Source organism: Bacillus sp. S71 (assembly GCF_016625265.1).
GTDB lineage: Bacteria > Bacillota > Bacilli > Bacillales > Bacillaceae_G > Bacillus_A > Bacillus_A cereus.
On the sequence record NZ_JACVUW010000001.1, the window covers coordinates 181,289 to 195,812 of the forward strand.

Genomic DNA, 14,524 nt, shown 5'->3' on the forward strand with positions numbered 1-14,524 from the left:
AACTCCTTTAGCAAACCTTTTATACACTCACATTTAACCTTAACAACAATTCCTTTATACAGTCAAGGTAAAAAGTATATTTATTCATATACAGTAATTATTATTTTAATTTGTTTATGTTACACTAATAATACTGAAATATAAGAATATTCAACAATGAAATCTTGTAAATAAACTATTTAATAGAAGGGATTCATACAAATGCTACTTCCAAAATCATTAAAATATGGAGACACAATTGGGATCTACTCCCCTTCTTCACCAGTAACCTACACTTCCCCAAATAGATTTGAACGAGCAAAATCTTACTTACAACAGAAAGGGTTTCATATATTAGAAGGTTCATTAACAGGTCGATATGATTTTTATCGTTCTGGTAGTATACAGGAGCGTGCTGATGAACTAAATGCCTTGATAAGAAACCCTAATATTTCTTGTATTATGTCAACAATTGGTGGGATGAATTCAAATTCAATATTACCTTATATTGATTATGATGCTTTTCTAAATAACCCTAAAATAATGATTGGATATTCAGATGCAACTGCTTTATTACTAGGAATTTATGCTAAAACAGGAATCCCTACATTTTATGGGCCAGCTCTCGTCCCTTCCTTTGGCGAATTTGAACCTTTTGTTAATTGTACATACAAATATTTTGCAGAAACTTTACTACATCATCAATCTCTTCCTTATCATATAAAACAACCATTATTTTGGTCAGATGAATTTATTAATTGGGAAGAAAAGACTAAGGAGAAAGAACTTCGACCAAACAATTGGATTTCAGTAATTGACGGAAAAGCTACTGGTCGTATTATTGGCGGGAATTTAAACACGATACAAGGAATTTGGGCTAGCCCCTATATGCCACATATTCAAGAAGGCGATATTCTCTTTATTGAGGACAGTTCAAAAGATGCAGCTACTATCGAAAGAAGCTTTTCATTCCTTAAAATTAACGGTGTATTCGATAAAATTTCAGCTATCATTCTTGGAAAACATGAGCAATTTGATGATTGTGGTACAAATCGAAAACCTTTTGAAATACTGTTAGAAGTACTTCAAAATCAAAAAATTCCTTTTCTAGCTGACTTCGATTGTTGTCATACACATCCAATGATTACTATACCTATCGGTGTTCAAGTAGAGTTGGATGCAACAAATAAAACGATACATATTGTAGAACCTTGGAAAAAATGAATGCATGGCTTCTATTGTTTTACAATAAAATCCATGCAGCTAAGTTTCCCATTGCTTCCATCTCATTTTTTGTTGCTTATTTCGGACTAGTTGTACTTTTATTCGGATATGCAATTTTATGGCAACAAGTAATTAAACATTTCGAAATTTCAAAAGCATATTCACATCGCGGGATTATTATACTATGGTCAATGCTTTGGTCAGTATTTCTATTTGGAGATACGATTTAGTGGAATCATTTACTTGGTGCAGCTATTATTATCGTTGGTGTAATCGTTTATTGTATCCAATAATAAAAAGCTCCGTTTATCACAAACGGAGCTTTTTATTATTGACCTAAATTTTGCACCTTATCTTTCAAATCTCGAACTTGATCTACCGTCTGCATAAGCTCTGAGTTTTTAAATTGCTCTACATCCACTTTTCCTTCTTCTATCTTTGTCATCGCCGTATCAATTAACGTATTTAACTTTTCGTTATATCCGACGATTTGTTGATGAAGATCCTTTGCTACATCAGGTGGCGTTAATTCATTGAATGCGGGTATATCTTGTTTAATTTCACTAAGCTTCGTTTCTAATTCTTTTCGAGCCTCGCTATCATTAACGGCCTTTTCTGCTAATGCTGGTGCATCGTTTGCAAATGCACTTATTTCATTTACATAGTCTGTCGCCTTTTGAGCATAATCTATGGAGTTCTTTCCTTCTTCCACTATTGAACATCCCATTAAACCAATTGAAACTATAAATACTAATAAAATTGATTTTATTTTCATTTTAGACTCCCTTCGTCTTTATCATTGTCTGTAATTTTCTCTATACATAACTTCTAGCTAAATTGTTTATAACCTTTTTCAAATAGCTATTTATCCTCTTACATGCCCTATTATCGTTACAACATCTATTTCTATATGTACGCTTATAATATCTTCAATTATATCCATATATCCTTGTCCTATAGCTGTTCCATAGTGTAATGTAAGCCCCTTCTTTTCATACACTGACTTTGGCACTGAAAAAATAAATCTCCTCAAGTTTCTTTCATCAGCTGGTTCCATAATTAAAACAATCCCATCCTCATCAAACATATACGCTCGCCCTCCAACTTTACATTCACTATGGCTCAGTATTGCCTTGGTCAGCAAAATTTAAAACATAATAAGTTAAGATACACTCCGCTCTATCATAAAGTGAAACTTTAATTAGCCCTCACCAGTCGAATCTTTACCAGCAAATAGCGGGATAAAAATAAAAAGCATTCATTCTTTTTTGTTAAGAATGAATGCTTTTTAAAAAATCAATTTCTAACTCTAGCATCTTTTTTTGACGAGGTTTTACTTTCCTTACGGGAACTCCAGCGTAAATATACCAATCATCTAAACTCTCTTTTACCATACTCATCGCGCCGACTGCCGTTCCTTCTCCTACCGTTACATTTGGAAAAATAATAGAATTAGCACCAATAATCACATGTTTTTTTAAAATAACTTTTTCTGCTTTCACATTCCTATATTGATTCGGGACGGTTGGCCCCATTAATGTATTTCCACTGAAATCATCAAGTACTGCATATACGATTGTTTTAGCTGAGATGTTTGCAAAATCATGCATTTCAATCCCAACTTCCCCTCCATATAACGCTGTATACGCTGATATGTGCGAATAACTTCCAATTGTGATTTTACCACTTAAAATGCAAAAATCATCAATTCTTACATGATTGCCAACTGATATAGCACTCGGATTATATATACTTGCTTTTTTACTAACCAATACATTTTTCCCAACAGATAAAAATCCAATTTTCTTTAGTTCTTCTTGACTATAAAAACTATTCATCTACCGACACCACCTTCTGCTCTAAACAGATTACAATTTGCTCTACTAGTTCTTTCGTCATTCCTTCCCATAAAGGTAAACTTACGATTCGTTTTGCTATTTTATTCGTTTTTGTTAAATCTGTAGACTTATAGTTTTTAAAAAGAACTTGTTGGTGGCAAGATGGTGAAAAGTATAATCTAGCTTCTATTTTCTGTTTTTTCAGTTCTTCTATTACTTGTATGTTGCGAACTTCTTCTGGACAAATGATAGGCATAAATTGGTGAATAACTGCTTCTGTCTTTTGGACTTTCCACCCTTTTTTCATTAACCCAGTATTTTGTAACAACTGTTTATACCATTCAGAAATACAGGTGCGTTCTTTTAATTTTTGATCCCACTTTTTTATAGTCGCAATCCCAATAGCTGCTGCGTATTCAGTCATTTTACAATTAAACCCCATCATCGTGCATTCACGATTTTTATCAAATCCGAAATTCCCCATCCTTTTAATACGTTGTATATCTTCTTCGTTTTTACTATATATGAGCCCTCCTTCACCAATTCCGAACGGCTTTGTTGCATGAAAGCTATATACGATCATTCCACTAAAATCTTGACCGTAATGCATCCCTCCATTCATTAATCCAAATCCCGGCGCCGCATCTACGACAACCGGAATCCCCTTCTTCTCTAATTCTTCATATTCTTCTAAGTTCATCCATGATCCAAAGGTGGCGTACGGGACAACAATCGCAACCTCTTCTTTTAATTCTTCTATCTTATCCAAAAGTACCGTTTTATCCATATACCAATCATCTATTGAAATATCAATAAAGTAAGGTTCCAATCCACACCAAATAGCGGCTAAGGCAGTTGCAGGGAATGTAAAGCTAGGCATGAGAGCATACTTTCCCTTTCTTCTTTTCTTTAGTTGAATAGCCGCCATTAACCCTAACGTTGCGTTTGCTACTGTTGTAACAGCTCCCCTGTTTTGAAAAAATGACGACATAATTGTTTCCTCAAAACGTTGATTTATAGGTCCATAATTCGTATATATGTGAGATGTATCAATTTCCTTCAATTCGTCCAAATACTCACTTACAGGTACAGTTGAAGCACGTAAAAAAGGAATATTCTCCATATCTATCTATTCCTTCCTATCATTTTCGGACAATATAGAGCATATCTGTTTCAGATAATCCAAATTTCCTAGCACTTTTCATTCCTTGTTTTTCCGCTATGTTATATAATTCCACCTTAAATCCTGCATTCATTAATCTTTGAATAAATCCCGATTGATTATAAATTCTCACATGATCTTCTTGACCAAAAGCTAGTTTCCTCAATTGTGGTGTTACAATTAATTCATTCTCTACAATAAAATCTACATTCATTACGATTGGTACTTGAATAATTCCCCATCCATTTGGCTTTAATACTCTATATAACTCTCGCATTGCTTTGTCATCATCAGGAACGTGTTCTAACACATGGCTACATAATATTACATCAAAAGTATTACTATCATATGTAATCCTTGTAACATCAATTTCCTTCATTAATGGATCCTTTGGTTCTAAGTCACCACATACATACGTAATATTTTTATACTCGTTAAACCAATCTCTTAACTTCGCTTCAGGTGCAATATGAAGCATTGTATAGTTTCTATTTAACAAGTCCGTTTCCGTTTCAATGTACGTACGATACAATCTTTCACGATCCATCGAATTACAAACTGGACATATCCCTGTATCTTTATTCCACATCTCAAATTTATATTTCGGAAAATCATAATGTGCTGGCCAAGGTGAAAATTTTTCAAATTGTTTATTGCAATATTGACAATAACAAGATTCTTTCTCGAACATATGAGCAACTAACTTGTTTAACCCTTTTTTTATCTTTTCATTATAAATTTGATCTAGTTCGCCATTTCTTACTGCATCCTTAACTATAAATCCCGCATTTTCTAAACAATAAGATAAACTCTCTTTATACTCACTTTCGGAGCTTAAAAATCCACTATTATATGCATCTATAATTAATTCAATCCACTCTTCAATTGTCATTAAAATAAAATGCATTTGTTTTTGATTTTGGCCACTATGTTGTCTAAAATAACTAAGAGGTTCTTGTATATAAACTACTTTTCCTTTCCTCATCATATCTAGCCAAGTTGCAATGTCATTAATAGCAGAATAAGCCTTTCCTTTAAAATACCCAAACTTCCCGTCAAACAAATCACGATTAAATAAAACAGTTGTCGGCTCACCAACTACATTTTTTAAGTTTTTTAACATATAATTCCCTAATTCTTTTCCTTCAAAAAGTGTAGTTTCTTTCGCGATTTTCATATTCAATGTTGAAGGTGGTAATATCTCTCCATTCTCATCAATCAGTTCACGATATGACGTCACAAATGAAATATTTTCTAACGTCAAAAAGTATTGCATCATTCTCTCGATCTTTTCATGATGAAATAAATCATCATCTAATAAAAAGTTTATATAGTCCCCATCCGCAAGTTCTACACACTTATTAAAGTTTTCGGCAACTAACGGCGTTTCATTTTTAACATATGTAATACACTCATATTCACGTAAGTACGGTTGAATCATAGCATTGACTTCATTATTTGTACTGTCGTCAGAAATAATAATTTCTATATTTTCATATGTTTGATTCAGAGCACTGTTGAGTGCTAATTCCAAGTAATAAGGTCTATTGTACGCAGGAATAAGTATACTTACTTTCGGTAAAGAAGAATTATTATTTATATGTTGTTTTTTCTTTTCTATGTTTATTTTCTTCTCTCTAATTTTTTGGTAATAGTCTAATGTATATAATATGGATGATGGAACTATCCTTCTTGCATAATCTAGAAAATTAGTTATCGCTTTGTCTAACTCTTTTTCGGTGGATAAGAAACCATATTGTTCTCCTGCTATAATACTGTGTGAAAAATCTTCTAACCCATCCATCATTTTATTAGATTCATTTAACTGTTGATCTGGATGTAATCGAAAGTAACTAAGTGTCTCTGCTATATATACTGCTTTTCCTTTACTTAATAAAGATAACCATGAAGCTATATCTACGTTACATAAATACCGCCTCTTATCAAAAATCCCATACGGTTCTTGCAAATCATTTTTACGAAATAAAACTGTTGTCGGTTCTCCAATATAATTTTTTTGCTCCACAATTACCTTATTTCCTAATTCTGTCCCCTCTATAATCGTATCCTCTTCAAATAAACGGACAGTTGAATAAATATGTCGTAGTTCTTTCCCTTTATCATCAATTACTTGACGATGAGATGTTACAAGCTTAATTTCATTATCTAAATCATGGAAAAAATACTTCATCATTTTTTCAATTTTATTTACATGAAATACATCATCATCCATTAAAAAATTTATATACTCACCGTTCGCTTCATGAAATAACATTAACGCATTTTCAAATTGTCCGAGAGTTGATCTATTTTTTATATAAATAATATTTGAATGATCACATAAGTATTTTTGTAACACTTTTTCTGTTTCATCATTCGTGCTGTCATCTCCAACTATAATTTCTATATTAGGGTATGTTTGTTCTAATACACTACATAACGCCTTTTCAAAGTAACGAGGACGATTATACGTAGGAATTAATACACTTACCAACGGAAGTTGCTCTACCACCTCTTCAGTTCTTTCAATACGAGTTCTCATTTTAACTCTCTCACCTCTTCGCATATTATTTATATACGCGACACAAAAATCACATTACTTTAACTGTATGGAGCCTATATACATTTATGCAAACATGAAACAAAATATCATACTTTTCGTTCCTGAATAAACATATTTAATAACGCGGACATTTTATTTGCACCTTTTTTATTCATATGATCACTATCATAAAAATCATCCTCACAAAATAATGGCGAATCAAATAGATCTATAATTTGAAAAGAATATTGAGTTTGAAACTCATTTATAACTTTATAAAAATCTTCTTTTAATTTCTTACTACTACAATTGAAATAATGTAAAGTAACAGGGAATACAACAATTAATGGCTTTATATCGTTTTTCAACAGTAATTCTAAATATTTCTTAAAAATCATTTTATTTTCAACTAAAGTATGAGGATACACCAATTTAGTATGTGAAGCTGCTCTTATTTTCCCGTGTTCTTCAAAAGGAATATGAAGAGAAGTAGTATTCCATTCAGCATTTATCCAAGGCAGTATCAATGATTCATCTTTTAGTTCGTCTAATAAAATATATTCAAAATGCAAATTAAAAATAGAAAGAAGTGGTTTCGGAGTATTTAGATGTGAGAATCCATCAGTGGGTAGAGGAGAGTGAACTACAGTATGATGACCATCTTGAAACAATGGATAATATACTTTGTGAATTCTATATGATTCAGATGATAACGACATATCAAAGTAAAACGAGAAATAGGCTATTCCTATTAAACAATATTGAAATGAATGATTGTTTGATAAAAGTTGTGACGCTATTAAATAATCATAGTATAGATCTTGCGATGGAAGTGTTAATTTTATTGACTTTTTTGAGAGAAGCTCCGTACTTATGCCACAATGTGGATAAGACAAACCGGTAGCAAACAATTCATACGTCGGATCACTCTTTGCTTTTTTCATAGAAATGTATAAAGACATAAGATTCGGATTTATTTGATAGATAGAAATTAATTTATCCTTCCATTCATACATGTATTTTGTTAAATTAATAATTTTTGAACTTTGCACGCCCCTATTTATCAAGTCATTTGTAAGTTTTTCTGCGTCCACTCTCCAAATGACTATATATTGAAAAGAACTTTCTATACGAACAACATCTGAAACGTCTACAACATGAACTATTGTTTTACATTTATTTTTGTCTAATGTATTTCGAATCCTATCCCCTGATAATTCATCACTTAAAACAATGATTTTATATTGCTCCTTCATGTACATCCCCTCCATTATATGTATAATATGAAATTCATTTTTAATTCGTAACAATCATATACACCTGCAATCTAACAAAAAAATAGCTTCACCATTAGGCGTAGCTATTTTTACAATTATTGCTTATTCAAATTATATTCCTTTATCTAACTCATAAAGTTTACGATACTTTTCATTTTCTTTCAGAAGTTGTTTATGACTACCTTGCATGACAATTTGGCCACGATCAAGGAATATAACTTCGTCTACATGTTCTATTCCTACAAGATGGTGCGTAATCCAAATAACCGTCTTTTCTTCCGTTGCAGAAAACATTGTTTCAATTAAAGATAATTCTGTTTTCGGATCTAAACCGATAGTCGGTTCATCAAGTACAATGATGGGTGTTTCTTGCATAAGAGTTCTAGCAAAAGCAACCCTTTGTCTTTCCCCACCAGAAAACCGCTTTCCCATTTCATGCATTTTTGTTTGTAATCCGTCTGGAAGAGAAGTAACATGTGAAGCTAGTTGTGCTTTCTCTAAAGCTTTCCATATCTCTTCATCCGTCGCCTCCGGTTTGCCAATTCGTACATTATTTCCAATTGTCGTATCAAACAAATGCGGCTTTTGATTTAATACAGAAATATATTTAGATAAAAGATTCGTATGAGCTCGTTCACCATTCAATACAACTTGGCCATTTACTGGGCTTAACGCCCCTGTTAACAATTTTAGTAAAGTAGATTTTCCTGTCCCACTTCTCCCTAAAATAGCAATTTTCTTCCCTGCTTTTATTTGTAATGATACATCTTTTAATACAATTTCATTACTATCTGGATAACTATACGATACGTGATTCAGTTCAATATCTACATGTTTTGGTTCAATATAATCTTTCTCTCCATGCAAATCCATTTCATCATGTAAAACACTATGACTTTCTACGCCATTAAGACGATGGGTAGATTCTACATACGACGGGATTCGATCGATGGCATCTGCAATAGGAATAAGCGCGTTCGTTACAGATAAAGTCATTAATACGAAAGCTGCGATAACTGTAGGAGCAATTTGTTCACTTGCCGCTCCATTCCCAGTCCATATGATCATCGAAATAACTACAATACCTACTACTAATTGAATGATACTGTCCCGAATATGATACCAGCGTTTCACTCTCTTTTCGATTTTTAACAACTGATCATTTTGTTTTACATACTCATTAATAAATTCATCTTTACGACCACTTGCTTGCCAATCAGATAATCCAAAAACAGCATCTGTCAGTTGTTGATACAAACGGCTTCTGCCTTGCTTTAAAGTAACATGATGTTTCTTCATCAAAAGTAATGATACAAATGGAAGAAGAAACACGATAATAGCTAACATACAACCTACAATAAGTGCAAACACAAGGTCAAATGCACCGATAACAAGTACGAAGATACTATAAACAACTAGCGCTAATATACTAGGAAATATTGTACGTAAATATAGGTTTTGCAAATGCTCTATATCTTCGGATAACACTCCTAACATATCACCCGTTTGAAATCGAGAACGGAAAAATAACGCCTGTGGTTCTACTATTCTATATAGCTTCGTTCTCATTTTTTCTAATATACGTAGTACGACATCATGTCCGACTAAGCGCTCTATATAATGAAACACAGCTTGCCCTATACTAAACGCTCTTGTTGCAACAATAGGAACATATACAGCCATTACATTTTCTGGTCTAAGGGCAGATTTTGAGATTAAATAACCTGAAATAAAAAGTAACATCGCTCCTGAACTAACTCCAAGAAGACCAAGGAAAATAGTTAAAGTCATTCTACCTTTATTTTGTTTTATATAAGGTTTAACCCAGTTACTCATTTCTCTCCCCTCTCTTCCCTATGAAAATGTAATGTCTCATTCTCTAAAAGTTCTTCATACGTCCCACTTTCTTTCATTTCCCCTTTATTTAAAATAAGGATATGGTCCATTTGTTTCATCCAATGTAGACGGTGAGTTGCTAAAAATACTAACTTTCCATTAAATAGACGTAACATCGCTTGCTTTATTTCAAATTCGGTTTCAATATCAAGATGTGCCGTAGGCTCATCTAATAAAATGATTGGTTTTTTACTTAAAAGCGCACGCGCCATAGCAACACGCTGTTCTTGTCCGCCACTTAGCATACGTCCACCTTCTCCAATTCTTTCGTGTATCCCATTTGGAAGTGATGTAACGAGTGAACGAAGGCCGACTTCATTAATAACTCTTTCAACTTCTTCATCTGTTGCATTTGTTTCATAAAAACGAATATTATCCTTTAATGAAAGCGGAAATATATAGGGTTGCTGCGGAATATAAGCAATATTTTTTTGCCAATCTTCACGAGTAGATCCATCAACTTCTACACCATTTACTAACATCTTTCCACTCGAAGGAGATAAAAAACCTGCTAATACGTCGATTAACGTCGATTTCCCTGCACCACTTTCACCAATAACACCAATAGCACCGTTACCTTCCCAAGTAAAATTAATCCCTTCTAATATAGCCTTTTCAGATTCAGCATTATTAACTTTGATATCTTGTAATTTCAAGCTACTAGAGGCATTCCATACTATATCTTCATTTAAATCTTTCTTTTGTATTCCTTTTTGTTGTTGCAAAATCTCTTCTATTTGCTCCATCGCAATTTGTCCATCTAATGTCGCATGATAATTTGCTCCCACTTGTTTAATCGGCAGAAAATATTCCGGAGCTAAAATCAAAATTGTAAGGGCTGGTAATAGTATAATCGTTCCATCTATTAAACGTATCCCTAATCCAACTGCCACAAACGCGATTGATAAACTCGTAAAGAAATCTAATGCAAAAGAAGAAAGAAAAGCAACTCGCAAAGTACGCATCGTTGCTTTTCTATATCTTTTACTTACTTTTTCAATCTTTCCTTCGTGCTGTTCACTTTTCCCTAAATACTTTAATGTTTCTAAACCTTTTAACGTATCTACAAAATGGTTCGAAAGTACACGATATATCTCATACTGACTATCTGCCATTTTTTGCGCTGCTAATCCGAGAAGAATCATAAATATAATCACGATAGGAATCGTTACAACTAAAATGATTCCAGACTCAATATCTAGCGTAAAAACATATAGTACAATTAGACCTGGAACGATACTACTTCTAATCATTTTAGGAATCGTTAATTCAATATATGTTTTAAATTTCTCAATCCCCTCAATTGATAAGGTAACCAGATGACCCGTTCCAACAGTTTGAACATACCTTGGACCTAATGTGAAATATGCCTCTATCAATTGTTTTCTTAGTAACGACCCTGTTTTTTCGGCAAAACGTTCCACTAATATTTGTGATGTTCGAACTACTATGTTACGCGCTGCAAACGCGATACCAAAATAAACAATTTCACTTAATATTGTTTGTACTGTCTCTCCATGAAATAAAAACGTAATAGCTCGTGCTAAAAAGATTGTTTGCGCAATAATACTAAAAGCTTCTAAAATACTAATAATAGTTAACGCTACATATAAAATACGGCTACCGGGATAAGACGGAAGTCCTCTTTTTCTTTTCATTAGTACTCCAAATCGTTGTCTGACTTAACAGGTTGTCTAAATACATAATAACTCCATATTTGACTTCCGATAACGAAAGGCAAAATAGCAATCGCAAAGTAAGTCATAAGTTTTAATGCATAAGCTCCTGATGCTGCGTTGTAAATTGTCAAATCATTCATTGCTCCTAAAGAGCTAATCATAACACGTGGGAACATACCGATAAATACACTCGCACTTAGTAAAATGATTGTTAAACTCGTCATAAAGAAAGCCCAACCATCTCTTCTTCTTTTATTTAATAACGTGGACACTAATAGTGCTACAAAAGCTCCGATTGGTACCATAATCCATTCTGTTCCATGAGCAGTGAAAATGTCGGTTTTCCATAACCCCACACCAGCAAAAACAAGAAGTGTAATTAATGAAAATGGTGCAATTTTTATTGCAGCAATTCGTGCACGTTCTCTCAATTTACCAGTTGTACGTATCGTAAGAAATTGTAATCCGTGAACAATACATAGTAGGAGAAACATTACTCCCCCAAGTAACGCAAATGGATGAAGTAATTGCAGGAATCCACCTACAACATTTTTACTCTCATCAATAGGTACACCTACCATAAAGTTTGCAATCGCAACTCCCCAAAGGATAGGAGGTAACATACTTCCAATAAACATCCCCCAATCCCACGCACTCTTCCATTTATGATTATCTATTTTCGCACGAAATTTAAAGGAAACACCTCTTAAAATTAAAGCAAGAAGCATAAATACAAACGGAATATAAAAACCACTAAATAAAGTTGCATACCAGTGCGGAAATGCCGCAAACATGGCTCCACCAGCACAAACAAGCCATACTTCATTCGCGTGCCAGAACGGTCCTATTGTATTTAAGTAAACTCGTTTTTCAAAATCATTCTTTCCTAAAAACCTCGAAACCATTCCTACCCCAAAGTCGAAACCTTCCAGTACAAAGAATCCAACAAATAAGATTGCAATAACTAAAAACCATAACTCATTAAGAGATAACATACTCTTCCTCCTTATCAAATGGATCATGGCTTTGATAATCCTTTTTCGTTTTCTTATTCTTGTGGCCCTTAATGGTACGAACAAATAAGTACACACAAATTCCACCCATAATTAAATACATTGATGTGAATGAAATAAGTGAGAATAATACTTCACCGAATGTTACATTTGGTGATACAGCATCTTCTGTTTTCATTACACCAAATACAACCCAAGGTTGACGACCCATTTCAGTCATAATCCACCCTACTGTATTACCGATGAATGGAAGAGAAATTGCATACACCATTAATTTTAAATACCACGTTTTTTCAGCTAAACGATCTTTTCTTGATAAGAACCATCCGTAAGCTCCTAGAAGAAGCATGAATGTTCCACTCATTACCATCGCTCTAAAACTCCAAAACATTGTATGCACTGGAGGAATATAATCTCCAGGTCCATATTTTTCTTCATATTGTTTTTGAATTTGATTCATCCCTTCAACTTGACCGCTAAACTTATCATACGATAATAGACTTAGCATATAAGGGATTTGAATTTCAAACGAATTTTCTTTCTTCTCTGTATCAATTTTCGAAAATACTGTAAATGGCGCTGGATCCTCACTTGTATTCCATAGCGCTTCAGCTGCCGCCATCTTCATTGGATGTGTCTTAATTAATTGTTGCGCTTGTGCATGACCGAAGAATAATACAAGCGCCGTTGTAATTGTTCCAACAATGATAGAAATGCGGAAAGATTTTTTAAATACTACAGTTTCTTGTCCTTTTGTAATTTTCCATGCACTTACACCCGCAATAAAGAATGCACCTGTTGCAATTGCTGCTGTAATTGTATGCGGGAATTGTACCCATAGTTGTGGGTTTTGAATAATGGCTAAGAAATCATTCATTTGTGCACGACCATCAGCTGCCATTTCATACCCGACAGGTGACTGCATAAATGCACTTGCAGTTAAAATCCAGAATGCTGATAACATCGTTCCAATTGAAAGGAGCCAAATACACATTAAGTGAATTCGCTTCGGTAATTTATCCTCACCGAATACCCATAAACCTAGGAATGTAGACTCAATGAAAAATGCCAGTAATCCTTCAATTGCAAGCGAGGGACCAAATACATCACCTACAAAACGTGAATACGTTGACCAGTTCATACCAAACTGAAATTCTTGTAAAATACCTGTTACTACACCTACTGCAAAGTTAATAAGGAATAATTGCGTCCAAAACTTTGCCATCTTCTTATATACTTCTTGCCCTTTTACCACATACAACGTTTGCATGATCGCAATAATAAAAGCTAAACCAATTGACAGCGGAACAAAAAAGTAATGGAAAATCGTTGTTGATGCGAACTGTATTCGTGCCAATTCGAGCGTTTCCATACTAAAATCACTTCCTTCATAGTTTTTATAATAAAAGTTAATTGAGCAATCTTATCAAACTCAATTATTAAGAAATACGAAAAGACAAAAACATTTTGTATGTATTGTCGAAAAATATGAAGTTTCAGTTTTTCAAACTATTGTAATGCTATTTTTTACCTTTTCACTATTTCTGTAGTGTTTTATTCGTTAATCGAATTGTATAATATACCTGCATAGTAAATTCAGGTTATTTTTGACGTATTATTGACATCATTTTGTCTGAAATATGTCTTTTGTCATTTTTTTGAATCAGATTTTTTTCATTAGCAAAATGTGTTTTTTCAATATACGGCTTACTTTTATATCTATAAAACAATCGTTTTTTCTTCATACACTTGACTTTCAACCGAAAAAATGTCCTCGAAACTACCCTCGATAAATGCTTATTTTTTGTCAAGAGAAAAATGTATTTTCAAAATTCAAACTCGAAATAATGTTATTCAAAAATAGAAAATAACTTCCCTCTCCCTCGACTAAAAGTTCATTTTTTTGTCATTTTT

The 14,524-nt window shown here is 33.3% G+C and carries 11 protein-coding genes and 1 pseudogene; 2 read left to right on the forward strand and 10 right to left on the reverse strand.

Annotation, left to right across the window (positions count from 1 at the left end; genetic code table 11):
• Positions 1-201 precede the first annotated feature (201 nt).
• Both IBT51_RS00970 and IBT51_RS00975 read left to right on the forward strand, forming a co-directional pair.
• On the forward strand, positions 202-1,203 hold the full coding sequence (locus IBT51_RS00970) for a S66 family peptidase (RefSeq protein ID WP_069355431.1): 1,002 nt from the start codon (positions 202-204) through the stop codon (positions 1,201-1,203).
• A pseudogene (locus IBT51_RS00975) lies at positions 1,200-1,430 on the forward strand (hypothetical protein); the annotation flags it as partial. The gene IBT51_RS00970 and the pseudogene IBT51_RS00975, both read left to right, overlap by 4 nt.
• Positions 1,431-1,531: 101 nt before the next feature.
• On the opposite strand, the gene IBT51_RS00980 reads toward IBT51_RS00975, so the two are convergent.
• From IBT51_RS00980 to cydA, 10 genes are all read right to left on the reverse strand, one after another.
• The gene (locus IBT51_RS00980) at positions 1,532-1,978 is read right to left on the reverse strand and encodes a DUF6376 family protein (protein ID WP_000695203.1); all 447 of its coding nucleotides are present in this window, start codon (positions 1,976-1,978) and stop codon (positions 1,532-1,534) included.
• 90 nt (positions 1,979-2,068) lie between these two features.
• On the reverse strand, positions 2,069-2,290 hold the full coding sequence (locus tag IBT51_RS00985) for a hypothetical protein (RefSeq protein ID WP_000459099.1): 222 nt from the start codon (positions 2,288-2,290) through the stop codon (positions 2,069-2,071).
• 184 nt (positions 2,291-2,474) lie between these two features.
• On the reverse strand, positions 2,475-3,041 hold the full coding sequence (locus tag IBT51_RS00990) for an acyltransferase (protein WP_001084185.1): 567 nt from the start codon (positions 3,039-3,041) through the stop codon (positions 2,475-2,477).
• Complete coding sequence (locus IBT51_RS00995; protein WP_069355430.1) at positions 3,034-4,164, reverse strand: DegT/DnrJ/EryC1/StrS aminotransferase family protein; 1,131 nt, start codon at positions 4,162-4,164, stop codon at positions 3,034-3,036. Before IBT51_RS00995 ends, IBT51_RS00990 begins: the two co-directional genes overlap by 8 nt.
• Positions 4,165-4,183: 19 nt before the next feature.
• The gene (locus tag IBT51_RS01000; protein WP_200457916.1) at positions 4,184-6,745 is read right to left on the reverse strand and encodes a glycosyltransferase; all 2,562 of its coding nucleotides are present in this window, start codon (positions 6,743-6,745) and stop codon (positions 4,184-4,186) included.
• Between the two features lie 107 nt (positions 6,746-6,852).
• On the reverse strand, positions 6,853-8,001 hold the full coding sequence (locus IBT51_RS01005; protein ID WP_200457917.1) for a hypothetical protein: 1,149 nt from the start codon (positions 7,999-8,001) through the stop codon (positions 6,853-6,855).
• Between the two features lie 132 nt (positions 8,002-8,133).
• Positions 8,134-9,858: a thiol reductant ABC exporter subunit CydC gene (cydC, locus tag IBT51_RS01010; RefSeq protein ID WP_095691057.1), complete on the reverse strand. Its 1,725-nt coding sequence runs from the start codon at positions 9,856-9,858 to the stop codon at positions 8,134-8,136.
• A complete protein-coding gene (gene cydD, locus IBT51_RS01015; protein ID WP_053564736.1) occupies positions 9,855-11,576 on the reverse strand; it encodes a thiol reductant ABC exporter subunit CydD in 1,722 nt (573 codons plus the stop codon). Before cydD ends, cydC begins: the two co-directional genes overlap by 4 nt.
• On the reverse strand, positions 11,576-12,592 hold the full coding sequence (gene cydB, locus IBT51_RS01020) for a cytochrome d ubiquinol oxidase subunit II (RefSeq protein ID WP_000950083.1): 1,017 nt from the start codon (positions 12,590-12,592) through the stop codon (positions 11,576-11,578). The genes cydD and cydB overlap by 1 nt, the downstream gene beginning before the upstream one ends.
• Complete coding sequence (cydA, locus tag IBT51_RS01025) at positions 12,579-13,982, reverse strand: cytochrome ubiquinol oxidase subunit I (protein WP_000448869.1); 1,404 nt, start codon at positions 13,980-13,982, stop codon at positions 12,579-12,581. Before cydA ends, cydB begins: the two co-directional genes overlap by 14 nt.
• Positions 13,983-14,524 lie beyond the last annotated feature (542 nt).